At 56.8% G+C, this 21,086-nt stretch carries 32 protein-coding genes; 1 reads left to right on the top strand and 31 read right to left on the bottom strand.

All coding sequences use genetic code 11. From position 1 onward, the window contains the following. Positions 1 to 3: 3 nt before the first annotated feature. From secY to creB, 26 genes are all read right to left on the bottom strand, one after another. Positions 4 to 1,338, bottom strand: a complete 1,335-nt coding sequence (secY, locus tag SKZ59_RS14515; RefSeq protein WP_010394438.1) for a preprotein translocase subunit SecY — start codon at positions 1,336 to 1,338, stop codon at positions 4 to 6. 32 nt (positions 1,339 to 1,370) lie between these two features. After that, the gene (rplO, locus tag SKZ59_RS14510) at positions 1,371 to 1,802 is read right to left on the bottom strand and encodes a 50S ribosomal protein L15 (protein WP_034753211.1); all 432 of its coding nucleotides are present in this window, start codon (positions 1,800 to 1,802) and stop codon (positions 1,371 to 1,373) included. Positions 1,803 to 1,832: 30 nt separating this feature from the next. Next, a complete protein-coding gene (gene rpmD, locus SKZ59_RS14505; protein ID WP_010394435.1) occupies positions 1,833 to 2,012 on the bottom strand; it encodes a 50S ribosomal protein L30 in 180 nt (59 codons plus the stop codon). A gap of 10 nt (positions 2,013 to 2,022) precedes the next feature. Further along, positions 2,023 to 2,541: a 30S ribosomal protein S5 gene (gene rpsE / locus SKZ59_RS14500; protein WP_010394433.1), complete on the bottom strand. Its 519-nt coding sequence runs from the start codon at positions 2,539 to 2,541 to the stop codon at positions 2,023 to 2,025. A gap of 9 nt (positions 2,542 to 2,550) precedes the next feature. After that, positions 2,551 to 2,913, bottom strand: a complete 363-nt coding sequence (gene rplR / locus SKZ59_RS14495) for a 50S ribosomal protein L18 (RefSeq protein ID WP_010394431.1) — start codon at positions 2,911 to 2,913, stop codon at positions 2,551 to 2,553. A 13-nt stretch (positions 2,914 to 2,926) separates the two neighbouring features. Further along, a complete protein-coding gene (gene rplF / locus SKZ59_RS14490; protein WP_034778281.1) occupies positions 2,927 to 3,460 on the bottom strand; it encodes a 50S ribosomal protein L6 in 534 nt (177 codons plus the stop codon). Between the two features lie 10 nt (positions 3,461 to 3,470). Beyond that, positions 3,471 to 3,866, bottom strand: coding sequence for a 30S ribosomal protein S8 (rpsH, locus tag SKZ59_RS14485; protein ID WP_034753208.1), 396 nt, complete (start codon positions 3,864 to 3,866; stop codon positions 3,471 to 3,473). Between the two features lie 14 nt (positions 3,867 to 3,880). Next, positions 3,881 to 4,186 carry a 30S ribosomal protein S14 gene (gene rpsN / locus SKZ59_RS14480; RefSeq protein ID WP_010394423.1) on the bottom strand — a complete coding sequence of 102 codons (306 nt, stop codon included), beginning with the start codon at positions 4,184 to 4,186 and terminating at the stop codon, positions 3,881 to 3,883. Positions 4,187 to 4,188: 2 nt separating this feature from the next. Beyond that, entirely contained in the window at positions 4,189 to 4,728 is a 540-nt protein-coding gene (gene rplE, locus SKZ59_RS14475; protein WP_010394421.1) for a 50S ribosomal protein L5, read from the bottom strand. 6 nt (positions 4,729 to 4,734) lie between these two features. Further along, a complete protein-coding gene (rplX, locus tag SKZ59_RS14470; protein WP_034753204.1) occupies positions 4,735 to 5,049 on the bottom strand; it encodes a 50S ribosomal protein L24 in 315 nt (104 codons plus the stop codon). A gap of 9 nt (positions 5,050 to 5,058) precedes the next feature. After that, positions 5,059 to 5,427, bottom strand: coding sequence for a 50S ribosomal protein L14 (gene rplN / locus SKZ59_RS14465; protein WP_008444317.1), 369 nt, complete (start codon positions 5,425 to 5,427; stop codon positions 5,059 to 5,061). Positions 5,428 to 5,680: 253 nt separating this feature from the next. Further along, positions 5,681 to 5,953 (bottom strand): 30S ribosomal protein S17, encoded by a 273-nt coding sequence (gene rpsQ, locus SKZ59_RS14460; protein WP_010394415.1) that lies wholly within the window; start codon positions 5,951 to 5,953, stop codon positions 5,681 to 5,683. Further along, on the bottom strand, positions 5,950 to 6,141 hold the full coding sequence (rpmC, locus tag SKZ59_RS14455) for a 50S ribosomal protein L29 (protein ID WP_010394412.1): 192 nt from the start codon (positions 6,139 to 6,141) through the stop codon (positions 5,950 to 5,952). The genes rpsQ and rpmC overlap by 4 nt, the downstream gene beginning before the upstream one ends. 12 nt (positions 6,142 to 6,153) lie before the next feature. Continuing rightward, positions 6,154 to 6,573, bottom strand: coding sequence for a 50S ribosomal protein L16 (gene rplP, locus SKZ59_RS14450; RefSeq protein WP_034753201.1), 420 nt, complete (start codon positions 6,571 to 6,573; stop codon positions 6,154 to 6,156). Positions 6,574 to 6,575: 2 nt separating this feature from the next. Further along, positions 6,576 to 7,400 (bottom strand): 30S ribosomal protein S3, encoded by an 825-nt coding sequence (gene rpsC / locus SKZ59_RS14445; RefSeq protein WP_034753199.1) that lies wholly within the window; start codon positions 7,398 to 7,400, stop codon positions 6,576 to 6,578. A 9-nt stretch (positions 7,401 to 7,409) separates the two neighbouring features. Continuing rightward, positions 7,410 to 7,742: a 50S ribosomal protein L22 gene (gene rplV / locus SKZ59_RS14440; RefSeq protein ID WP_170840583.1), complete on the bottom strand. Its 333-nt coding sequence runs from the start codon at positions 7,740 to 7,742 to the stop codon at positions 7,410 to 7,412. After that, positions 7,739 to 8,014, bottom strand: coding sequence for a 30S ribosomal protein S19 (gene rpsS, locus SKZ59_RS14435; protein ID WP_008444295.1), 276 nt, complete (start codon positions 8,012 to 8,014; stop codon positions 7,739 to 7,741). The genes rplV and rpsS overlap by 4 nt, the downstream gene beginning before the upstream one ends. A gap of 10 nt (positions 8,015 to 8,024) precedes the next feature. Beyond that, positions 8,025 to 8,852 carry a 50S ribosomal protein L2 gene (gene rplB / locus SKZ59_RS14430; protein WP_034753198.1) on the bottom strand — a complete coding sequence of 276 codons (828 nt, stop codon included), beginning with the start codon at positions 8,850 to 8,852 and terminating at the stop codon, positions 8,025 to 8,027. Continuing rightward, positions 8,852 to 9,169 (bottom strand): 50S ribosomal protein L23, encoded by a 318-nt coding sequence (rplW, locus tag SKZ59_RS14425; RefSeq protein ID WP_010394398.1) that lies wholly within the window; start codon positions 9,167 to 9,169, stop codon positions 8,852 to 8,854. Before rplW ends, rplB begins: the two co-directional genes overlap by 1 nt. After that, complete coding sequence (rplD, locus tag SKZ59_RS14420; RefSeq protein WP_034753197.1) at positions 9,166 to 9,786, bottom strand: 50S ribosomal protein L4; 621 nt, start codon at positions 9,784 to 9,786, stop codon at positions 9,166 to 9,168. The genes rplW and rplD overlap by 4 nt, the downstream gene beginning before the upstream one ends. Positions 9,787 to 9,789: 3 nt before the next feature. Continuing rightward, positions 9,790 to 10,446, bottom strand: coding sequence for a 50S ribosomal protein L3 (gene rplC, locus SKZ59_RS14415; protein ID WP_010394393.1), 657 nt, complete (start codon positions 10,444 to 10,446; stop codon positions 9,790 to 9,792). Between the two features lie 325 nt (positions 10,447 to 10,771). Continuing rightward, positions 10,772 to 10,960, bottom strand: a complete 189-nt coding sequence (locus SKZ59_RS14410) for a hypothetical protein (RefSeq protein WP_034753196.1) — start codon at positions 10,958 to 10,960, stop codon at positions 10,772 to 10,774. Further along, on the bottom strand, positions 10,957 to 11,166 hold the full coding sequence (locus SKZ59_RS14405) for a hypothetical protein (RefSeq protein WP_139248493.1): 210 nt from the start codon (positions 11,164 to 11,166) through the stop codon (positions 10,957 to 10,959). The genes SKZ59_RS14410 and SKZ59_RS14405 overlap by 4 nt, the downstream gene beginning before the upstream one ends. 26 nt (positions 11,167 to 11,192) lie before the next feature. After that, positions 11,193 to 12,584 (bottom strand): cell envelope integrity protein CreD, encoded by a 1,392-nt coding sequence (gene creD / locus SKZ59_RS14400; RefSeq protein WP_319992135.1) that lies wholly within the window; start codon positions 12,582 to 12,584, stop codon positions 11,193 to 11,195. 86 nt (positions 12,585 to 12,670) lie between these two features. Then, entirely contained in the window at positions 12,671 to 14,092 is a 1,422-nt protein-coding gene (gene creC, locus SKZ59_RS14395; RefSeq protein WP_072457615.1) for a two-component system sensor histidine kinase CreC, read from the bottom strand. Continuing rightward, positions 14,089 to 14,820, bottom strand: a complete 732-nt coding sequence (gene creB, locus SKZ59_RS14390; protein ID WP_072457689.1) for a two-component system response regulator CreB — start codon at positions 14,818 to 14,820, stop codon at positions 14,089 to 14,091. The genes creC and creB overlap by 4 nt, the downstream gene beginning before the upstream one ends. A gap of 166 nt (positions 14,821 to 14,986) precedes the next feature. Here creB and SKZ59_RS14385 point away from each other — a divergent pair, with 166 nt between their 5' ends. Next, positions 14,987 to 15,532: a tetratricopeptide repeat protein gene (locus SKZ59_RS14385; RefSeq protein ID WP_051991374.1), complete on the top strand. Its 546-nt coding sequence runs from the start codon at positions 14,987 to 14,989 to the stop codon at positions 15,530 to 15,532. Positions 15,533 to 15,553: 21 nt separating this feature from the next. On the opposite strand, the gene SKZ59_RS14380 is transcribed toward SKZ59_RS14385, so the two are convergent. The 5 genes from SKZ59_RS14380 to rpsG all read right to left on the bottom strand — a co-directional run bounded on the left by SKZ59_RS14380 (position 15,554) and on the right by rpsG (position 20,998). After that, entirely contained in the window at positions 15,554 to 16,399 is an 846-nt protein-coding gene (locus SKZ59_RS14380) for a DUF817 domain-containing protein (protein WP_058051042.1), read from the bottom strand. Positions 16,400 to 16,553: 154 nt separating this feature from the next. Continuing rightward, positions 16,554 to 16,871, bottom strand: coding sequence for a 30S ribosomal protein S10 (gene rpsJ / locus SKZ59_RS14375; protein WP_010394389.1), 318 nt, complete (start codon positions 16,869 to 16,871; stop codon positions 16,554 to 16,556). 179 nt (positions 16,872 to 17,050) lie between these two features. Beyond that, positions 17,051 to 18,241, bottom strand: coding sequence for an elongation factor Tu (gene tuf, locus SKZ59_RS14370; RefSeq protein WP_034753125.1), 1,191 nt, complete (start codon positions 18,239 to 18,241; stop codon positions 17,051 to 17,053). 72 nt (positions 18,242 to 18,313) lie between these two features. Further along, positions 18,314 to 20,419 carry an elongation factor G gene (fusA, locus tag SKZ59_RS14365; protein WP_034753184.1) on the bottom strand — a complete coding sequence of 702 codons (2,106 nt, stop codon included), beginning with the start codon at positions 20,417 to 20,419 and terminating at the stop codon, positions 18,314 to 18,316. Positions 20,420 to 20,527: 108 nt separating this feature from the next. Beyond that, positions 20,528 to 20,998 (bottom strand): 30S ribosomal protein S7, encoded by a 471-nt coding sequence (gene rpsG / locus SKZ59_RS14360; protein ID WP_010394377.1) that lies wholly within the window; start codon positions 20,996 to 20,998, stop codon positions 20,528 to 20,530. Between the last annotated feature and the right edge of the window lie 88 nt (positions 20,999 to 21,086).

The following is a 21,086-nucleotide window of genomic DNA, read 5'->3' as shown; positions in this document are numbered from 1 at the left end:
CGCTTAACGCGTCGGAATTCCGCCCTTGAAATTTGCTTTGCGCAGCAGTGAATCATATTGCTGCGACATCACGTAGTTCTGTACTTGCGCCATGAAATCCATGGTGACAACTACAATAATCAATAAAGAAGTACCGCCGAAATAGAATGGTACTTTCCACTGGGCTTGCATAAATTCCGGCAATAAACACACCAGGGTGATGTAGACTGCGCCGGCAAGTGTCAAGCGTGTCAGGATCTTGTCGATGTAACGGGCTGTCTGCTCGCCTGGACGAATCCCGGGAATGAACGCACCGCTTTTCTTCAAGTTATCCGCTGTTTCCTTGCTGTTAAAGACCAGCGCTGTATAGAAGAAACAGAAAAACACGATCGCCACTGCGTACAACAGCGCATGGATAGGCTCACCAGGCCCCATCGATGCTGCCAAATCTTTCAAGAACCGCACCGCAGGGTTAGCGTTGTCGGCGCCCTTTGAAAACCAGTCCACGATAGTGGCCGGGAACAAGATGATCGAAGAAGCAAAGATCGGCGGGATCACGCCGGCCATGTTCAGCTTCAACGGCAAATGGCTGGTTTGACCGCCATAAATCTTGTTGCCTACCTGGCGCTTCGCGTAATTGACCAATATTTTGCGCTGACCACGTTCGACGAATACAACGAAGTACGTTACCAGTGCTACCAAGATCACGATGAAAATCGCGCTGAAGCTGCCGATCGAACCATTCGACACCTGAGTGAACAAGCCACCCAACGCCGACGGCAGACCTGCTGCAATCCCGGCAAAAATGATGATCGAGATGCCATTCCCCAAGCCACGCTCGGTAATTTGCTCACCCAACCACATCAAAAACATTGTTCCGGTCAACAAAGTGACGACCGTCACGAAGCGGAATGCAAGACCAGGTTCCAACACCAGACCAGCTTGCGACTCCAGTGCGACTGCAATGCCTAACGCTTGGAACAGTGCCAGGGCAACCGTGAAATACCGGGTGTACTGGGTGATCTTGCGACGACCTGCTTCGCCTTCTTTTTTCAACGCTTCCATCTGCGGTGACACGATCGACAGCAATTGCATGATGATCGAGGCCGAGATATAAGGCATGATACCCAGCGCAAACACTGTAAAACGAGACAAGGCACCGCCCGAGAACATGTTGAACATGCCCAGGACGCCGCCTTCGTGCTCCTTGAACAGCGAGGCTAATTGTGTCGGGTCAATCCCGGGAACCGGGACGTGAGCACCGATACGATAAACCACCAATGCGCCAAGCAAAAACCAGAGCCGTCCCCAAGGGAAACCGGCCGCTGCACTTTTAGCAAGTTGTGGATTAGTCGCCAATTTTCGCTCCGATCAAGCTGTTAGCGGTCAACTCAGGCTACCGAGCCGCCGGCTGCTTCGATGGCTGCTTTCGCGCCAGCGGACACTTTCAAGCCCTTCAAATTCACCGCTTTGGTGATTTCGCCGGACAAGATCACGCGCACGTCACGGGCCAACACGCCCAGAACGCCAGCTTGCTTCAAGACCAGAATGTCGACATCGCCAACAGCCAGGTTGTTCAGATCGGACAGGCGCACTTCAGCTTTGAAGGTTGCGTGCATCGATTTGAAACCGCGCTTAGGCAGACGGCGTTGCAGAGGCATCTGACCGCCTTCGAAACCGACTTTATGAAAGCCGCCCGAACGCGATTTCTGACCTTTGTGACCACGACCCGAGGTTTTACCCAGGCCGGAGCCGATACCGCGACCGACGCGACGCTTGTAGTGCTTAGCGCCTTCGGCTGGTGCAATAGTATTCAATTCCATGATTTGCTCCGTTCGTGTAAGCCCGAAGGCTTACCCGACAACTTTAACGAGATACGATACTTTATTGATCATGCCGCGTACGGATGGGGTGTCTTGCAATTCGGAAACCGAATTTACACGACGCAGACCCAGACCGCGCACGGTAGCGCGATGCGATTCGCGCGTACCGATCAAGCCCTTGACCAATTGCACTTTGACTGTGTTTGTCATTTTGTCCACCTTAAGCCAGAATGTCTTCGACCGACTTGCCGCGTTTGGCAGCGATATCGGAAGCAGTGCTCATTTTCGACAGGCCGTCCAGCGTAGCGCGTACCAGGTTGTATGGGTTGTTCGAACCGGTGGATTTCGCCACCACGTCCGTCACGCCCATCACTTCGAAGATAGCGCGCATTGCGCCACCAGCGATAACGCCAGTACCAGGCTTAGCTGGGTTCATCAGGACCTTGGAGGCGCCGTGACGACCAACAACCGTGTGATGCAAGGTGCCGTTTTTGAGCGGTACTTTGATCAGGTTGCGACGGGCTTCTTCCATTGCCTTCTGCACGCCAACTGGCACTTCTTTCGATTTGCCCTTGCCCATGCCGACGCGGCCATCGCCATCACCAACTACGGTCAGCGCGGCGAAACCCATGATACGACCACCCTTGACCACTTTGGTCACGCGGTTGATCGCGATCATTTTTTCGCGCATGCCATCATCCGGCTTGTCGCTTTGCATTTTTGCTTGCATTTTTGCCATGATTGATCCTTAGAACTTCAGACCGGCTTCGCGTGCGGCTTCTGCCAACGCTTTCACACGGCCGTGGTAACGGAAACCGGAGCGGTCAAACGCAACTTCGGTAATCCCTGCTTTCAACGCTTTTTCAGCGACGCGCTTGCCGATCAAGGCTGCAGCAGCGGCATTGCCGCCTTTGCCGGATTGGCCTGCCAGTTCAGCGCGAACTTCCGCTTCAGCCGTCGAGGCCGAAACCAGGACTTTAGCGTCCGGGCTGATCAGGTTGGCGTAAATGTGCAGGTTGGTGCGATGCACCGACAAGCGATTTACTTTCAATTCCGCAATCTTGATGCGGGTTTGGCGTCCGCGGCGAAGCCGTGATTCTTTCTTATCCATCGTCAGCCCCTAATTACTTCTTCTTGGTTTCTTTAAGCTTAACCACTTCGTCCGCATAGCGAACGCCCTTGCCTTTATAAGGCTCAGGAGCGCGGTAAGCACGAACTTCAGCGGCTACCTGGCCAACCTGTTGACGGTCGATACCTTTAATCAGGATCTCGGTCGGGGTTGGTGTTGCGCAGGTAACGCCAGCTGGCATGTCATGCACTACAGGGTGCGAGAAACCCAGGGACAGATTCAACTTGTCGCCTTGAGCTTGCGCCTTGTAACCCACGCCTACCAGGTTCAGCTTTTTCTCGAAACCCTTGGTGACGCCAACAACCATGTTGTTGACCAGTGCGCGCAGCGTGCCGGACATGGCATTGGCTTCGCGGCTGTCGTTCGCCACGTCGAAACTCAGGGTTCCTGCATTGTTTTCCACTTTGACCTGGCCGGTGAGGGCCTGGGAAAGTACGCCCAGCGGGCCTTTTACGGTGATCGCTTGTGCGGAGATGGCGACTTCGGCGCCAGCTGGCACTACGATAGGCATTTTAGCTACTCGAGACATGTGTAACTCCTTAAGCCACGTAGCAAATAACTTCGCCGCCGACACCGGTAGCGCGTGCTTTGCGGTCAGTCATGACGCCTTGCGGAGTCGACACGATCGCCACACCCAAGCCATTCATCACAACAGGGATCTCGTCTTTACCCTTGTAGACGCGCAGACCCGGACGGGACACGCGCTCCAAGCGCTCAATGACGGGACGGCCAACATAATACTTCAAACCGATTTTCAGTTCCGCTTTGCCACCAGCTTCGGCAACAGCGAAATCTTCAATGTAACCCTCGTCCTTCAGGACGCTGGCAATCGCAATTTTGACTTTCGACGATGGCATGGCCACGGTCGTCTTTTGCACGCCTTGTGCATTGCGAATGCGGGTCAGCATATCGGCGATAGGATCGCTCATACTCATTGCATATTCTCCTATTACCAGCTTGCTTTTGTCATACCCGGAATTTCACCACGCATGGCGAATTCACGGAGCTTGATACGACCCAGACCGAATTTACGGAATGTGCCGCGCGGACGACCAGTGATGGCGCAACGGTTACGTTGACGCGTCGGGTTCGAGTTACGTGGCAGCGCCTGCAGTTTCAGGCGAGCTTCGTAGCGCTCTTCTTCCGATTTCGATTGGTCATCGACGATGGCCTTGAGAGCTTCGCGCTTAGGGGCGAATTTCGCCACCAGGTCAGCACGCTTGATCTCACGATTAATCAGTGACAGTTTGGCCATGATCAGTTCCTGAAAGGGAATTTAAAGGCGGCGAGCAAAGCTTTGGCTTCGTCATCGGTCTTAGCGGTTGTCGTGATGCTGATATTCATACCGCGCAACGCGTCAATCTTGTCGTATTCGATTTCAGGGAAAATGATCTGTTCCTTGACACCGATGTTGTAGTTGCCACGACCATCAAATGCACGGCCGTTCACACCACGGAAATCGCGTACGCGCGGCAGAGCCACGGTAATGAAGCGATCCAGGAACTCGTACATGCGAGCGCCGCGCAGGGTGACCATCGTACCGATCGGGTAACCTTCACGGATTTTGAAGCCTGCGATCGCTTTGCGGGACTTGGTGGTCACTGGCTTCTGGCCGGCGATCTTGGTCAAGTCAGCAACTGCGTGCTCGAGAACTTTTTTATCCGCGATAGCCTCACCAACACCCATGTTCAGGGTGATCTTGGTCAGGCGTGGAACTTCCATTACCGACTTGTAACCAAACTTGCTGGTCAGGTCGGCAACGACTTTTTCTTTATAGAATTCTTGGAGACGTGCCATGATTTCTTAAGCCTTCACTACTTCGCCGGAGGATTTAAAGATGCGAACTTTCTTGCCGTCCACTTCTTTGAAACCCACGCGATCTGCCTTGCCAGTCGCTGCATTAAACAATGCAACGTTGGACACGTGAATTGGCATGGTCTTATCGACGATACCACCAGTTACGCCAGTCATCGGGTTTGGCTTAGTCGCTTTTTTAGCGATGTTAATGCCGTCAACCACGATATGTTCAGCATCGATACGCTGCTGTACCACACCACGTTTGCCCTTGTCTTTCCCGGTCAGAACGATGACTTCGTCGTTTTTACGAATCTTATCCATTACGACTCCTTACAGGACTTCCGGTGCCAGGGACACGATTTTCATGAACTTCTCAGTACGCAGTTCGCGTGTGACAGGTCCAAAAATACGGGTACCGATCGGTTCCAGCTTGGCGTTCAACAGAACGGCGGCATTGCCGTCGAACTTCACCAGGGAACCGTCTTGGCGGCGAACACCTTTAGCGGTGCGCACAACCACGGCGTTATAAATTTCACCTTTTTTGACACGGCCACGTGGCGCAGCAACCTTAACGGTTACCTTGATCACATCGCCAATGCCAGCATAACGGCGCTTGGAGCCGCCCAATACCTTGATGCACATTACTTCTTTGGCACCGGTATTGTCAGCCACTTCGAGCCGGCTTTCAGTTTGAATCATAGTATTCTCTTTCCCAACTTAAGCCGAAGAATCCACACAATGTAGACCCACGGTCAGTCTTGGTCCCGCCAGAGCCGCCCTGCTGGGCTTCACTGTTTGGGTGCATGACCTTCATACATCAACTGACCGCGAATGCTACTGTCTGTGGCCAGACACTTTGCGGCGTTACATGAACGAAGCCCGCAAGTATTACATACAATTTGCGGGCCTGCAAGTACTAATTAAAACCCACCGCCGAAACGGTGGCTTTTATTTAAACGGTTGGTGCGGCTTGAACCACACGTGTCACCGTCCATGCCTTCGTTTTGGAGATCGGGCGACCTTCCTGGATCTCGACCGTATCACCGGCCTTGACTTGGTTGGTCTCGTCATGCGCGTGATACTTGTTCGAGCGCATGATGATCTTGCCATACAAAGGATGTTTTACGTGGCGCTCGATCAGAACGGTAACGGTCTTGTCCATCTTGTCCGAAACCACTTTACCGATCAGCGTGCGCTTGAGCGACTGTTTCACTGGTTCGTTCATTTGGCTTCCTTCAGATTCATTACCGTCTTCACACGCGCGATATCGCGGCGTACCTTCTTGAGCTGCGAAGTGTTGCTCAGCTGCTGCGTAGCGATTTGCATGCGCAGGCCGAACTGTGCCTTCAACAGGTCATTCAGCTCTTTTTGCAGAGCTGGCTGGTCCTTGCCGCGGAGTTCAGATGCTTTCATATACAACTCCAATTATTGGCCGACTTGGCGGATGACAAACGTCGTCGCCAGTGGCAGTTTAGCGGCGGCAAGACGGAATGCTTCCCGTGCCAGCGCTTCATCAACGCCATCCATTTCGTACAGTACTTTGCCTGGCTGAATTTCAGCGACGTAGTACTCAGGATTACCTTTACCGTTACCCATACGGACTTCAGCCGGTTTGTTCGAAATCGGTTTGTCCGGGAAGATACGGATCCAGATACGGCCACCGCGCTTGATGTGACGCGTCATTGCACGACGCGCCGCTTCAATTTGACGCGCAGTGATACGACCGCGCGCAACTGCCTTCAGACCGAATTCGCCAAACGACACGGCGGTGCCGCGGCTGTGCGAAATACCGGTATTACGGCCTTTCTGCTCTTTACGATACTTTCTGCGTGCTGGTTGCAGCATGATTATTCTCCTGCTTTCTCAGCTGGTGCTGCTGCGGCGGCCGGTTTAGCGGCGGTACGCACACGTGCACCTGGTGCTGTGGATGGTTTCGCACCGGCACCGGCTGGACGTGGACGGCCAGCTGGCTTGCCATCGTCACGGCGTGGGCCGCGGCTTTTCTTCTCGTCAGCTGGGGTATCGATGACTGGTGCATCGCCGTTAGGCGCGCGGTCACCTTTGTATACCCACACCTTGACACCGATGATGCCGTAGGTGGTCGACGCTTCGCTGGTACCGTAGTCGATATCGGCGCGCAGGGTATGCAGAGGCACGCGGCCTTCGCGGTACCACTCTTTACGTGCGATTTCGATACCGTTCAGACGGCCGGACGACATGATCTTGATACCGAGAGCACCCAGGCGCATTGCATTTTGCATTGCACGCTTCATGGCGCGGCGGAACATGATCCGTTTTTCCAGCTGCTGAGCGATCGAATCGGCGATCAGTTGCGAGTCGATTTCTGGCTTGCGAATTTCTTCGATGTTCACGTGAACAGGTACGCCCATGATCTTGGTCAGCGCCGACTTCAGTACTTCAATGTCTTCGCCTTTTTTACCAATGACCACGCCTGGACGCGAGCTGTAGATCGTGAAGCGCGCGTTCTTGGCTGGGCGCTCGATAACGATGCGGCCAACGGATGCGTTCTTCAGTTTCTTTTTCAGGTAAGCACGTGCTTTCAAGTCTTCGTTCAGCATGGCAGCGAAATTACCGTTGCCTGCATACCAGCGCGAAGCCCAGTTACGGGTGACCGCCAGACGGAAACCGGTTGGATGAATTTTCTGACCCATCGTGGCTCCTTAGTTACCGACAGTCACGTAAACGTGACAGGATTGTTTCGAAATACGGTCGCCACGGCCTTTTGCACGCGCGGTGAAGCGCTTCAGGACGGGGCCCTTTTCGACGTAGATCGTTTTCACGAACAATTCGTCGATGTCCGCACCATCATTGTGCTCGGCATTCGCAATAGCGGATTCCAGAACGCGTTTGATGATCGCAGCACCTTTTTTCGGGCTGAATTGCAAGATGTTGAGTGCAGCGTCAACTTTCTTGCCACGGATCAGGTCAGCAACCAGGCGGCCCTTTTGGTCCGACAGGCGCACACCTTTGAGGATAGCTTTAGTTTCCATTATTTCTTAGCCTTTTTGTCAGCTGCATGGCCCTTGAACGTACGGGTCAGTGCGAATTCGCCGAGCTTGTGACCAACCATGTTTTCGGAAACATAAACCGGCACGTGCAGCTTGCCGTTATGAACCGCGATCGTCAGGCCGATGAAGTCAGGCATGATTGTCGAACGACGCGACCAGGTTTTGATTGGCTTTTTGTCTTTGGCTGCTTGCGCGGCTTCAACTTTTTTCACCAGGTGGGCGTCACAGAACGGCCCTTTTTTCAATGAACGTGTCATGTGCTACCCCTTATTTCTTGCCGCGGCGCGAGACGATCATGGAAGTAGTACGCTTGTTGCTGCGTGTCTTCTTACCCTTAGTCTGTTGGCCCCAAGGCGAAACTGGATGACGACCAGCTGCTGTTTTACCTTCACCACCACCGTGCGGGTGATCGACCGGGTTCATGACCACACCGCGAACGGTAGGACGAACACCGCGCCAGCGCATCGCACCAGCTTTACCGATTTTACGCAGGCTGTGCTCGGCATTGCCGACTTCACCAACCGTTGCACGGCACTCGATGTGCACGCGACGTACTTCACCCGAGCGCAGACGCACTTGAGCGTAGGTACCTTCACGTGCCATCAGCACAACGCCAGCGCCGGCGGTACGTGCCATTTGGGCACCTTTACCTGGCAGCATTTCGACGCAATGCATCACGGTACCGACTGGGATGTTACGGATTGGCAAGCAGTTACCCGATTTGATCGGTGCTTCCGAACCGTTCATCACGCTGTCGCCAACGGCCATGCCTTTGGTTGCGATGATGTAGTGACGTTCGCCGTCGGCGTAGCACAGCAGAGCGATATTCGCGGTGCGGTTTGGATCGTATTCGATACGTTCCACTTTCGCTGGAATACCATCTTTGGTGCGCTTGAAGTCGATCAAGCGGTAGTGTTGCTTATGACCACCACCGATATGACGGGTGGTGATGTGACCGTTGTTGTTACGACCAGCGGTCTTGGATTTCTTTTCAACCAGGGCAGCGAATGGACGACCCTTGTACAGGTCGGCATTCACCACCTTCACCATGCCGCGACGGCCTGGCGAGGTTGGTTTCATCTTAACGAGTGCCATTATGCAGCCTCCTCGGAGAAGTTGATTTCCTGGCCAGGCTTCAGGCACACGAAAGCACGCTTGGTATGGTTACGACGGCCGTTGAACTTGCCGGTGCGCTTTTGCTTACCTTCGCGGTTTGCAGTTTGCACGGACAGAACTTCAACCTTGAACAGCAGTTCGACCGCTGCCTTGATTTCAGGCTTGGTTGCATCCGGCAGTACGCGGAATACAATTTGCTCGTTCTTTTCCGCGACCATGGTGGCCTTTTCGGAAATCACGGGCGCCAACAGCACCTTCATCAAGCGTTCTTCGCTATGTTTCAAAATCGCGCTCATGCCAGCATCTCCTCAATCTTGGCCAATGCAGCTTTGGTGACCAGGATCTTCTTGTAGAACACCAGGGACATCGGGTCTGCGTGACGTGGCTCAACGACGAGTACGTTAGGCAGGTTGCGCGATGCCAGTTCCAGGTTTTCGTTCAGAACGTCGGTGATGATCAGAACCGAATCAAAGCCCAGGCCGTTCAATTTTTGCGACAGCAGCTTGGTTTTTGGCGCGTCGATCGTCAGATCGTCGATGACGATCAGGCGCTCTTCGCGAGCCAGCTGCGACAGGATCGAGCAGATACCTGCGCGATACATCTTTTTGTTCACTTTGTGGGTGAAGTTTTCGTCAGGCGAGTTCGGGAAAATCCGACCACCGCCGCGCCACAGTGGCGACGACGACATACCAGCACGAGCGCGGCCGGTACCTTTTTGGCGCCATGGCTTTTTCGTCGTGTGGTGAACTTCTTCACGGTCTTTTTGCTTGCGGTTACCACTACGTGCATTCGCTTGATAAGCGATGACGACTTGGTGGATCAGCGCTTCATTGTAGTCACGGCCGAAAATCGTATCGGCTGCAGCAACGTTCGAGGCGGCTTGACCTTGCGCATTCAGAAGCTTGAGTTCCATCGTTTAAGCTCCCTTCTTGGCTTTGGTTTTGATGGCTGGCGAGACAACTACCTGGCCATTTTTCGCACCTGGAATCGCGCCTTTGACCAGCAACAGCTGACGGTCGGCATCGATACGGGCGATCACGAGGTTCTGGATCGTACGGTTAACGTCACCCAGATGACCGGTCATGCGCTTACCAGGGAAAACGCGACCTGGATCTTGTGCCATACCGATGGAACCTGGAACGTTATGCGAACGCGAGTTACCGTGCGTTGCACGGCCAGAAGCGAAGTGGTAACGTTTGATAACGCCTGCATAGCCTTTACCGATGGTAACGCCTTGCACGTCGATCTTTTGACCGACTTCGAACAGGGAAGCAGCGACAACATCGCCAGCTTTCAGTTCAGCGGCTTTGGCAGCGTCGACACGGAACTCTTTCAACAGAGTACCGGCTTCAACACCAGCTTTAGCGTGATGACCAGCAACAGCTTTGGTCACGCGGGAAGCGCGACGTTGACCGAATGCGACCTGAACAGCGGAGTAACCATCTGTTTCAGGGGTTTTGATTTGCGCAACACGGTTGTTCGATACGTCCAACACGGTGACAGGAATCGAATCCCCTTCATCCGTGAAAATGCGCATCATACCAACCTTGCGACCGAGAAGGCCTAGGCTCATTTTTTCTCCATTCCCACCTGCGATTGGGCGGGGCTTGTTTAACTACAAAGTAACGTAGGACTCAAAAAAGACGAATCCATACCGAAGCCGGCTAGTATATAGCACAAAAACCCTTGACGCAACAAGTTAACACGAGGTATGTCAAAGTGTTGCGCGACGCCCCTGCGGGAGTTGTCGGCGCGCCGGAAAAATGCCGCCGCAAGCCAACTTGACGGGCGCAAAGCACGGCGCCATGCGCCCTGGCGGGCAATGGCGGAAACACACAGGGCGCGCAATGGCTTGCGCGCCCTGCCCTGCACTTCCCGGGCGCGACGCCCGAAAAAGCTTATTGCTGGCAGTTGATCAGGCAATGCTGGTACAGATCTTCGCAGATGGGGCTGCCACCGAGGTGCGCCCGGCAATTGGCCACTTTTTGCCCGCACTCGCTATAGCACTGCGTGACATCGCCAGCGGCAAACGCATACGAGGCGCTCAGGCCCAGCGCAAACAGGAAAGCCATCGACTTCTTGATCATATTTCATCTCCGTTTATCAGATGGAAGAACAACCAGGACGACACGCCATCCTCGCGCCGCTCCGGGCAGGCGCCGCGGCGCCCGCCATTACTTAAAAAGCAATGCCAATAGAATACCGTAAACAATACCAACCAACTACCAATTAATGCCGCCGCCAAACAAAAAGCCAGCCCGGACAGATCACCGTCCGGGCTGGCTGTATGCATGGCGGCGCATGGCGCCTTGCCAGTCCTTACTCTTGCGGCACTCCTTTGCCAATCTGATACCAGTCCACCTTGCGCGTCGCCACCATGATGGCGGCCAGCACGGCGAACAACAGGATGCTGCCCATCACCAGCGCATTGTTTTCCGAGCTCAGCAAGCCATACAGCGCGCCATACAGCAAGGTCAGCGCCACGCCGAAGCCGATGCCGCGCCACGCGTTGTGCAGCACGTGCACCAGGTAAAAGCTGGTCAGCACGATACAGGCGGCGCTGGCGATCAGGTAAGCGGCCAGGAAGGCGATGTGCTCGGCCAGACCCACCAGCAGCAGGAAGAAGATCACCAGCGACAGGCCCACCAGCAGATATTGCACCGGGTGGATCGGCAGGCTCTTCAGGATTTCAAAAATGAAGAAGGCGGCAAAGGTCAGCGCTACGAACAGCAAGCCATATTTGGTGGCCCGGTCCGATTGCGAGTACACGTTCACCGGTTCGATGAAGCCCACGCTGAAGCGGTCGATCTGGCCCAGCGGCGCATTGTCGGGCACCTTGAATTCGCCCTCGATGGTGCTCAGCTGCGTTTGCGCATTGGTAGCCAGCGACGAGATATTCCACGCCACGTTGAAACCCTGGGCGTCGATCTGGCGGTTCTTCGGCGACGGCAGGAAGCGCCCGCCAAACTGCGGATGGGGCCAGTTCGACTTGATGCTAATCTGGCTGTTTTTCGCCACCGGCACGAAATGCTGGCGTTCGATGCCATCGAGTCCCAGGTCAAAGCTGAAGCGCACCTGCTGCGGCGCCGCCAGCGGCATGGCGCCCAGCGGTGCATGCAGGCCGCTGCGGAAGGCAAACAGGTCGGTGCCCTGCTCGAACTCGATCTTCTGGCCGCCCCAGTCGATTTTCGGGATATTGCGGATGCCGCGCACGTCCTCGATGGACAGGGCCACGAAAGGCGCGCCCAGAGTCACGCGCGAGTCTGGCGTTTTGCGCGGCAGCTGGCTGCTGGCCGGCACCGTGAAGTCGCCCTTGAACGCGTGCTGCCCGCTGTAGACCAGCACCTGGTGGATGCCGCGGTAGCGGCGGTCCGTCTCGATGTTGCCATTGATCTGCAGATCGTTCGGGTAGACGATCAGGCGGCGCTGCACCAGGCGGCGCAGCAACTCGGTGCGCACCGGCGATTTCGCTTCCTTGTCATCGCCCTTGGCCACCTCCACGCGCTCTTCGTACTGCTCCGTGTAGGGAATCACGAGAATGGGGCCGATGATGGTTTGTTCGCGCACCGAATCGGCGGCGATGCTGTTGACGGCTTCCTGGCGGAATTCCATCCGCTCCTTGATCGTTTCCTGAATCATCAGCAAAGGCAGGCCGATCAGCAGCATCAGGCCGAACACGATCAACGCTTTGACTAACAGAGTTTTTTGCATGGCGCATCCTTGAAGTAAGGCGGCCAGTGTAAAAAAGCTGTATGCGCTGACGATGCAGTCTGTGTGAAGCCGGCAAATAAAGTGCGCTAGGCGAGTGGAAGACACAGGCGCGCGCAGGCGCCCCCCTCCGCATGATTGAGCACCTCGACCGTGCCGCCATGCAGCGAGGCGACCTCGCGCACGAAGGGCAAGCCCAGGCCCGTGCTCTTGCCGGCGCTCGGGCGCGGCAGGGAATAAAAGCGCTCGAAGACGCGTTCGAGCGCATACGCGGGAATGCCCGCGCCGCGGTCGCGCACGGCAATTTCCACCTGGCTGCCGTGGCGCTGCGCCGTCAGGTCGATGCAGCTGCCCGGCGGCGCAAAGCCGGCCGCGTTGTCGAGCAGGTTGCCCAGCGCCTGGCGCAGCAGCAGGGCGTCGCCCGCCACACTCGCCTCGTCGGCCTGCAGTTGCAGGCGCACGCCTCGCGCCGCCAGGGTGGCGGCAGCGTCCTGCACCACTTGCGCCAGCAGCGGCCCCAGCGCGATGCGTTCGGGGTGATCCAGGCGCTGCTGCTTTTCCACGCGCACGAGGGCCAGCAGCTTGTCGATCAGTTGCCGCTGGCGCGCATTCTGTTCCAGGATGCTGGCGAGGAACTGGCGGCGCTCCGCCGGGGGCATGTCTTCCTGCAGCAGCTCGGCCGAGGCCTGGATGGCGGCGATCGGACTTTTCAATTCATGCGCCAGGGTGTGCATCAGCTGCTCCACATACTCCTTGCCCTCGAGGCGCGTGCGCATCGCCTCCAGCGCCCGCCCCAGGGTACCGATCTCGTTCGTGCCCAGCGCCGGCAGCGCCACCTTGCGCCCCGCTTCCACGTCGCCGATATAGTCCATCAGCTTGCCCAGCGCATGGTGCAGCCACCAGGCGAACGCCAGGCCGATCAGCAGCGACAACAACAACAGCACGGCGCCGCGCTGCAGGATCTTGCGCTGGCTGCGCTCGACAAACGCTTGCACGCTGGCGTTCGGCTTGGCCACCGTCAGCACGCCGATCACCTCATTGCCGTCGCGAATCGGCGCGGCCACGTGCATCACGGTCGACATCTCGTCGTCAGGCCGGCTGCGCGTGCTGCGCGCGCCATACTTGCCCTGCAAGGTCAGGTACACGTCATTCCAGCGCGAATAGTCGCGCCCCACGTCGCGTCCGCTGGAATCGAACAGCACGATACCGTGCCGGTCCGTGATAGTGATGCGGTAATCAAGCGTGCGCTTGCGCACGCCATTGATATTGACGTCCACGCCATGGCGCGCGTAATCCTGCATGCGCTCGGCCACGGGCGACTGCGCCAGCGTGCCCGCCTTCACGTCGGGCGCCACCAGGCTGGCCAGCAGTTGCGAGGTATCGACCAGCGTGTCTTCCAGGGTCGAGCGCACGCCCGGCTTGACCTGCTCCATGAAGACATTCAGCAGGAACCACGCGGCCAGCCCGACGATCAGGAAGTAGCCGAGCAGGATGCGCAGGCCGATCTTCATGCGCCGGCCAGGCTGTAGCCGAGGCCACGGTGAGTGTGGATGGGGTCGACCTGCGCATCGACGGCGCGCAGCTTGGCGCGCAGCGATTTGACGTGCGCGTCGACGGTGCGCTCGAGCGTGTCGGGCGCACCGCTCCACACGCGCTCCATCAGCTGCGCGCGCGACAGCACGTGGCCCGGATGCTCGAGCAGGGTTTTCAGAAGCAGGTATTCATAGCGGGTCAGGTCCAGCGGCTGGCCGTGGAACAGCACCCGCGCCTCAAGCGCGCGCAACTCGAAGCGCGCCGGCGCGGTCGCGGCGACAGGCGCGGCTATCGTCATGCCAGTCTCGCGCGGCACCTGAGCGACACCCGCGCGGCGCAGGATGACGCGGATGCGCGCCACCAGTTCGCGCGGCGAAAACGGTTTGGTGACGTAATCGTCAGCGCCGATTTCCAGACCGACAATGCGGTCGATCTCGTCGCTGCGGGCCGTCAGGAAGATCACCGGCACGTCGGAAAACTGGCGCAGTTGGCGGCACACTTCCAGCCCGCTCATGTCGGGCAAGCCCACGTCGAGCACCACGAGAACGGGCATCTGCGCCGCTTCGCCGGGCATGGGGCGCAGCGCGGCCAGGGCGTGCTCGCCCAGCATCACATGGCGCGGCGTAAAGCCGTCCGTGCGCAAGGCATAGGCGATGCTGTCGGCAATCGCCTGTTCATCTTCCACGATCAGGACAGTCTTGGACATGGCGGCGGCACGCATTAATGGACAAGCCCGGAGTATCCCTGAAGCACGCAAGCGGCGTCAATCGCGCGGGCTGGCGAAAAGCCACCCTACCCCAAAAAACTTATAGTATATTTATTACGGCATGACTCCACCGATACACCGTGTTTGACACCCGTCCGAGGAGACTATGAAGACCCATACCATCAGCCTGCTATGCGCCGTCAGCCTGCTGGCCGCCTGCGCGGCGCCAGCGACGCTCACCACCTCCAATGAACAGCAGGACGCCTGCAACGCGGCCGAACTCAAGGGCCAGTTTGGCGAAGCGGAACTGGCTTGCGTACAGGCGCTGCGCAGTGCCGAGCAGGCCGGGGCCAGCGCGGACATCCTCTCGCAGCGCCAGTACAACCTGGGCCGCATCAAGCGCTTGCAGGGCAAGAATGCGGAAGCGGAGCAACTGTACCGGCAAGCGCTGGCCACGGAGGAAGCGGCGCAGCCGCGCAGCGATGCGCGCGTTGGCCGCCGCATGGTGGAACTGGCGTCGGCCCTGGCCGCGCAAGGCAAGTGGCAGGAAGGCACGGGCTATCTGGAACGCGTGCTGCCGCTGCTGCCGAAGCTGTCGCCCGCCTCGCGCACGTATTCGGCGGAAGTGCTGCGCCAATATGCGAAGCAACTGCAAGGCGGCCCGCAAGCGGCGCTGGGCGCGCGCTTCGACGTGGTGGCGGCCAGCTTGTAACAAGCCGTCCCGAAGCCCGGCCTAAGGCTGGGCGACGTGGATGCTGGCCTTGATGTGCTTGAGGTGCGCCACGATGGTGAACGTCATCACCACCAGCAGCGACCATGAGCTCCATTTGCTGACGTGCACGACCGACCACGCGCCAAGCTGGTTCGGATAGCGCCACACGCCCCAGAAGGTGCTGATGTTTTCAGCCAGCCAGATGAAGAAGCCGACCAGCACGAAACCGAGCAGCAAGGGCATGCTGCGGTCGCGGTCGAGCGGGCGGAACACCACGGTGGTGCGCGCGTACAGGCCCAGCGCGCAGGCAGCCAGGTACCAACGGTAGTCGCCGATGTAGTGGTGAGTAAAGAAGTTGGCGTAGATCAGCAGCGCGATCAGCACCGCCATCCAGTACGGTGGATGGTGGCGGATCCGCATGTCGAGCAGGCGCCAGGTCTGGATGATGTAGCTGCCGACAGCCGCATACATGAAGCCGGAAAACAGGGGCACGCCGAACACCTTGGTGTAGGCGAAGTCGGGATAGCTCCACGACTGGATCGTCCCCGACACCTTGAACACTTCCAGCGCGAAGCCGACCGCATGAAACAGGCAGATGGCTTTCAATTCATCCCACGTCTCGAGCCCGCTCCAGAGCATCGCGCCCTGGATCGCCAGCGCCACCAGCAGCAGCACGTCATAGCGCGGCAGGCCGAACAGGCCGGCGCGCGGCACCAGGAAGACGGCGGCAAAAAACAGCCCCACGAACAGGCACGACCTCGCCTCCTTGATGCCGAAATACAAAAATTCGGTCAGGAAGCGCGGCCAGCCGCGCAGGCGCTCACGGGGAGCGGCATTTAACAGATGGGTATCGAGGGCGTTAAGCATGCAGCAACTTTATCGGCCGGCTGCGGCACTGTAAAGCGATTTTGCAGAGGTACGCTGGCACCAATAGCAATGGGGCCGGGCGCACTCACAATCGTGAGCAGGCCCGGCCCCATCATCAGGCGGCGGGATACCCCGCCGGCCTTCTTAAAACCGATTATTGCAGTTTGATTTCGACATCAACACCAGCTGGCAGGTCCAGCTTCATCAGCGCGTCAACGGTTTTGTCCGTTGGGTCAACGATGTCCATCAGGCGTTGGTGCGTACGGATCTCGAACTGATCGCGCGAAGTTTTGTTGACGTGCGGGGAACGCAGCACATCGAAACGTTGAATACGGGTAGGCAGTGGTACTGGGCCTTTGACGACAGCGCCGGTGCGCTTCGCGGTTTCAACGATTTCCAGAGCGGACTGGTCGATCAGTTTGTAATCGAAAGCCTTCAGGCGGATACGGATTTTTTGGTTTGGTGCCGACATGATATTTCCTTAAAAGAACGAACCGCGCGGTTTGCACGGCAATGAGGTCATACGGGAATTTCTGACGCAACAACCGTCAGGGTCGACATGATAGCACCAAAATGCTTGCCAACCCCGGCAGTTGAATAAAAAGAAGGGCGCCGGGCGACGACGCGTCTTCTTTTATGCAGGCTTAAGAATTAAGCCAGGATTTTTGCAACAACACCAGCGCCGACGGTACGGCCGCCTTCGCGGATAGCGAAGCGCAGACCTTCTTCCATCGCGATCGGGTTGATCAGCTTGACGGTGATCGACACGTTATCGCCTGGCATGACCATTTCTTTGTCTGCTGGCAACTCGATCGAACCAGTTACGTCCGTCGTACGGAAGTAGAACTGTGGACGATAGTTGTTGAAGAATGGCGTATGACGGCCGCCTTCGTCTTTCGACAGAACATAGATCTCGCCGGTGAAGTGTGCATGCGGCTTGATCGAGCCTGGCTTGGCCAGAACTTGACCACGTTGCACGTCTTCACGCTTGGTGCCGCGCAGCAGCAGACCAACGTTGTCGCCAGCTTGACCTTGGTCCAGCAGCTTGCGGAACATTTCCACGCCGGTGCAAGTCGTTTTGACGGTATCGGTGATACCGACGATTTCGATCTCTTCGCCGACTTTGACAATGCCGCGCTCGATACGACCGGTTACAACGGTACCGCGACCCGAGATCGAGAACACGTCTTCCACTGGCATCAGGAATGCACCGTCAACAGCGCGCTCTGGCGTTGGGATGTAAGCATCCAGCGCATCGGCCAGACGCAGCACTGCGTCAACGCCCATTTCGCCTTCTTTGCCTTCCAGCGCCATACGTGCCGAACCTTTGATGATTGGCAGGTCGTCGCCTGGGAATTCGTACTTCGACAACAGCTCGCGCACTTCCATTTCAACCAGTTCCAGCAGTTCTGCGTCGTCGACCAGGTCGCACTTGTTCAGGAACACGATGATGTATGGAACGCCAACTTGGCGGGCCAGCAGGATGTGTTCGCGGGTCTGTGGCATTGGGCCGTCAGCTGCGGAGCACACCAGGATTGCGCCGTCCATCTGGGCTGCACCGGTAATCATGTTTTTGATGTAATCGGCGTGGCCTGGGCAGTCAACGTGCGCGTAGTGACGCGTTTCCGTTTCGTACTCGACGTGGGCGGTGTTGATCGTGATACCGCGCGCTTTTTCTTCTGGTGCTGCATCGATCTGGTCGTATGCTTTAGCTTCGCCGCCGAATTTCTTCGACAGAACCGTTGCGATTGCAGCGGTCAGCGTGGTTTTACCGTGGTCGACGTGGCCGATGGTGCCGACGTTGACGTGCGGCTTGGTCCGTTCGAATTTACCTTTTGCCATTTTATTCTTCCTTAGAACAATGATTTAAATGTAGGGACCGGCATTCTCGTGAAAGCCGGCCCGGAACTTCTATTACTTAGCTTTCGAGCTTACGATTGCTTCAGTCACATGCTTAGGTGCTTCAGCATAGTGCTTGAATTCCATCGTGTAAGTCGCACGACCTTGGGTCGACGAACGCAACGATGTGGCGTAACCGAACATTTCCGACAGAGGTACTTCGGCCTTGATGATCTTGCCGCCACCGCCAGCAATTTCATCCATACCTTGCACCATGCCGCGACGCGACGACAGATCGCCCATCACGGTACCGGCGTAGTCTTCCGGCGTTTCCACTTCCACGGCCATCATCGGCTCCAGGATGACTGGCGATGCTTTGCGGCAGCCATCTTTGAATGCCATCGAAGCGGCCATGCGGAATGCATTTTCGTTCGAGTCAACATCATGGTACGAACCGAAGAACAGCGTGACTTTCACGTCAACGACTGGGTAACCAGCCATCACGCCCGAAGTCAGCGTGTCGCGCACACCTTTTTCAACTGCAGGGATGTATTCGCGAGGAACGGTACCGCCCTTGATCGCGTCAACGAATTCGAAGCCCTTGCCCGGTTCTTGCGGTTCGATCTTCAGAACCACGTGACCGTATTGACCACGACCACCCGATTGCTTGACGAATTTGCCTTCCGACTCTTCGCACACTTTACGGATCGTTTCGCGGTAAGCCACTTGTGGCTTGCCGACGGTCGCTTCAACGTTGAATTCGCGCTTCATGCGGTCAACGATGATGTCCAGATGCAACTCGCCCATACCGGCGATGATGGTCTGGCCCGATTCTTCATCGGTACGCACGCGGAACGATGGATCTTCTGCAGCCAGGCGGTTCAGCGCCAGGCCCATTTTTTCCTGGTCGGCCTTGGTTTTTGGCTCGACTGCCTGCGAAATCACTGGCTCAGGGAAGACCATGCGTTCCAGAACGACACTGGCTTTTTCGTCGCAAAGCGTATCGCCGGTGGTGGTGTCTTTCAGACCCACAACAGCGGCGATGTCGCCAGCGCGCATTTCCTTGATTTCTTCGCGTTCGTTCGCTTGCATCTGCACGATACGGCCGATACGCTCTTTCTTCTGCTTCACGGAGTTCAACACCGAGTCGCCCGAATTCAGGGTACCCGAGTAGCAACGGATGAAGCACAACTGACCGACGAACGGATCGGTTGCGATCTTGAACGCCAATGCCGAGAATTTCTCATTGTCGTCAGCTGCGCGCTCGACTGGCTGCTCGTCCTCGTCCAGACCTGGGACAGGTGGAATGTCGATTGGCGATGGCAGGTACTCGATGACCGCGTCCAACATGGCTTGTACGCCCTTGTTTTTAAAGGCGGTACCGCACAACATTGGAACGATTTCGCTGGCGATGGTACGCTGACGCAGGGCAGCCTTGATCTCTTCTTCCGAGAGGTCGCCTTCTTCCAGGTACTTGTTCATCAGGTCTTCCGACGCTTCAGCAGCGGCTTCAACCATGTTTTCGCGCCACTTGGCAGCATCAGCGGCCAGGTGTGCAGGAATGTCGCCGTATTCGAACTTCATGCCTTGCGAAGCGTCGTCCCAGATAACCGCTTTCATCTTGACCAGATCGATAACACCGGTGAAGACGTCTTCAGCGCCGATAGGCATCTGAATAGGTACTGGGTTGGCTTTCAGACGCGAACGCATCTGATCGTAGACCTTGAAGAAGTTGGCGCCGGTACGGTCCATCTTGTTCACGAAGGCCAGACGTGGCACTTTGTACTTGTTAGCCTGACGCCATACCGTTTCCGATTGTGGCTGCACGCCGCCGACTGCACAGTAAACCATGCAGGCGCCATCCAACACGCGCATCGAACGTTCCACTTCAATGGTGAAGTCAACGTGGCCTGGGGTGTCGATGATGTTGATGTGGTGAGCTGGGAAGTTGTTTGCCATGCCTTTCCAGAAGCACGTAACAGCAGCCGAGGTAATCGTGATACCGCGCTCTTGCTCTTGTGCCATCCAGTCGGTGGTGGCAGCGCCATCATGGACTTCGCCCAGCTTGTGGTTCACGCCTGTGTAGAACAGGACGCGCTCGGTCGTGGTCGTCTTACCTGCATCGATGTGAGCGGAGATACCGATATTACGATAGCGCTCAATGGGGGTCTTGCGGGCCATAATTAATCCTAAATGAATGGACAAAACCGAGCAGCATTTTTTTGCAAAAATGAGCCCGGCCTCGAACAACAGATGCTTGACAGCCGCCTTGCGGTAGCTGGCTTTATATTAGAAGCGGAAATGCGAGAACGCTTTGTTCGCTTCAGCCATACGATGGACTTCGTCGCGTTTTTTCATCGCGCCGCCGCGGCTTTCAGCCGCTTCCATCAGCTCACCGCCGAGGCGTTGTGGCATCGATTTTTCGCTGCGCTTGTTAGCAGCTTCACGCAACCAACGCATGGACAGAGCCATACGACGGACTGGGCGAACTTCGACCGGCACCTGGTAGTTTGCACCACCGACGCGACGGGATTTCACCTCAACCAGCGGCTTGGCGTTGTTGATTGCGGTAGCAAAAACTTCGAGCGGATCTTTGCCCGATTTTGCTGCGATGTGCTCGAAAGCACCGTAGATGATGTTTTCTGCAACCGATTTCTTACCGGACAGCATCAGCACGTTTACAAATTTAGCGACATCAGTGTTGCCGAATTTTGGATCTGGCAAAATTTCGCGCTTGGGTACTTCACGACGACGTGGCATATCAATTCCTTTCAATCTTCAGTTGAGCGCGCGTTCTTCGCACACTCGCGGACGACCATCATAGTCTTCCACTTACTCGACCAGATGC

It is taken from the genome of Janthinobacterium sp. GMG2 (assembly GCF_033949445.1).
GTDB lineage: Bacteria > Pseudomonadota > Gammaproteobacteria > Burkholderiales > Burkholderiaceae_D > Janthinobacterium > Janthinobacterium aestuarii.
The sequence above is the reverse complement of the archived record's forward strand: the minus strand, read 5'-3'. Positions and strand labels throughout refer to the sequence as shown.

What these genes read in the sequence shown, in the direction of transcription:
- SKZ59_RS14380 (WP_058051042.1), bottom strand. Translation starts at nt 16,399, where the DNA reads ATGCTTAACGCCCTCGATACCCATCTGTTAAATGCCGCTCCCCGTGAG.
- rplW (WP_010394398.1), bottom strand. Translation starts at nt 9,169, where the DNA reads ATGAGCGCGATTTTGAAACATAGCGAAGAACGCTTGATGAAGGTGCTG.
- creB (WP_072457689.1), bottom strand. Translation starts at nt 14,820, where the DNA reads ATGTCCAAGACTGTCCTGATCGTGGAAGATGAACAGGCGATTGCCGAC.
- SKZ59_RS14410 (WP_034753196.1), bottom strand. Translation starts at nt 10,960, where the DNA reads ATGATCAAGAAGTCGATGGCTTTCCTGTTTGCGCTGGGCCTGAGCGCC.
- rplX (WP_034753204.1), bottom strand. Translation starts at nt 5,049, where the DNA reads ATGGATAAGATTCGTAAAAACGACGAAGTCATCGTTCTGACCGGGAAA.
- fusA (WP_034753184.1), bottom strand. Translation starts at nt 20,419, where the DNA reads ATGGCCCGCAAGACCCCCATTGAGCGCTATCGTAATATCGGTATCTCC.
- rpsG (WP_010394377.1), bottom strand. Translation starts at nt 20,998, where the DNA reads ATGCCACGTCGTCGTGAAGTACCCAAGCGCGAAATTTTGCCAGATCCA.
- rplN (WP_008444317.1), bottom strand. Translation starts at nt 5,427, where the DNA reads ATGATTCAAACTGAAAGCCGGCTCGAAGTGGCTGACAATACCGGTGCC.
- rpmC (WP_010394412.1), bottom strand. Translation starts at nt 6,141, where the DNA reads ATGAAAGCATCTGAACTCCGCGGCAAGGACCAGCCAGCTCTGCAAAAA.
- rplE (WP_010394421.1), bottom strand. Translation starts at nt 4,728, where the DNA reads ATGGCACGTCTCCAAGAATTCTATAAAGAAAAAGTCGTTGCCGACCTG.
- rpsS (WP_008444295.1), bottom strand. Translation starts at nt 8,014, where the DNA reads ATGACACGTTCATTGAAAAAAGGGCCGTTCTGTGACGCCCACCTGGTG.
- creC (WP_072457615.1), bottom strand. Translation starts at nt 14,092, where the DNA reads ATGAAGATCGGCCTGCGCATCCTGCTCGGCTACTTCCTGATCGTCGGG.
- SKZ59_RS14405 (WP_139248493.1), bottom strand. Translation starts at nt 11,166, where the DNA reads ATGCATACAGCCAGCCCGGACGGTGATCTGTCCGGGCTGGCTTTTTGT.
- tuf (WP_034753125.1), bottom strand. Translation starts at nt 18,241, where the DNA reads ATGGCAAAAGGTAAATTCGAACGGACCAAGCCGCACGTCAACGTCGGC.
- rpsJ (WP_010394389.1), bottom strand. Translation starts at nt 16,871, where the DNA reads ATGTCGGCACCAAACCAAAAAATCCGTATCCGCCTGAAGGCTTTCGAT.
- rpsN (WP_010394423.1), bottom strand. Translation starts at nt 4,186, where the DNA reads ATGGCCAAACTGTCACTGATTAATCGTGAGATCAAGCGTGCTGACCTG.
- rplC (WP_010394393.1), bottom strand. Translation starts at nt 10,446, where the DNA reads ATGAGCCTAGGCCTTCTCGGTCGCAAGGTTGGTATGATGCGCATTTTC.
- rpsH (WP_034753208.1), bottom strand. Translation starts at nt 3,866, where the DNA reads ATGAGTATGAGCGATCCTATCGCCGATATGCTGACCCGCATTCGCAAT.
- rpsE (WP_010394433.1), bottom strand. Translation starts at nt 2,541, where the DNA reads ATGGCAAAAATGCAAGCAAAAATGCAAAGCGACAAGCCGGATGATGGC.
- rplB (WP_034753198.1), bottom strand. Translation starts at nt 8,852, where the DNA reads ATGGCACTCGTTAAGATGAAACCAACCTCGCCAGGCCGTCGCGGCATG.
- rplD (WP_034753197.1), bottom strand. Translation starts at nt 9,786, where the DNA reads ATGGAACTCAAGCTTCTGAATGCGCAAGGTCAAGCCGCCTCGAACGTT.
- rplF (WP_034778281.1), bottom strand. Translation starts at nt 3,460, where the DNA reads ATGTCTCGAGTAGCTAAAATGCCTATCGTAGTGCCAGCTGGCGCCGAA.
- rpmD (WP_010394435.1), bottom strand. Translation starts at nt 2,012, where the DNA reads ATGACAAACACAGTCAAAGTGCAATTGGTCAAGGGCTTGATCGGTACG.
- rplP (WP_034753201.1), bottom strand. Translation starts at nt 6,573, where the DNA reads ATGCTGCAACCAGCACGCAGAAAGTATCGTAAAGAGCAGAAAGGCCGT.
- SKZ59_RS14385 (WP_051991374.1), top strand. Translation starts at nt 14,987, where the DNA reads ATGAAGACCCATACCATCAGCCTGCTATGCGCCGTCAGCCTGCTGGCC.
- rpsQ (WP_010394415.1), bottom strand. Translation starts at nt 5,953, where the DNA reads ATGAACGAACCAGTGAAACAGTCGCTCAAGCGCACGCTGATCGGTAAA.
- rpsC (WP_034753199.1), bottom strand. Translation starts at nt 7,400, where the DNA reads ATGGGTCAGAAAATTCATCCAACCGGTTTCCGTCTGGCGGTCACCCGT.
- creD (WP_319992135.1), bottom strand. Translation starts at nt 12,584, where the DNA reads ATGCAAAAAACTCTGTTAGTCAAAGCGTTGATCGTGTTCGGCCTGATG.
- rplR (WP_010394431.1), bottom strand. Translation starts at nt 2,913, where the DNA reads ATGGATAAGAAAGAATCACGGCTTCGCCGCGGACGCCAAACCCGCATC.
- rplO (WP_034753211.1), bottom strand. Translation starts at nt 1,802, where the DNA reads ATGGAATTGAATACTATTGCACCAGCCGAAGGCGCTAAGCACTACAAG.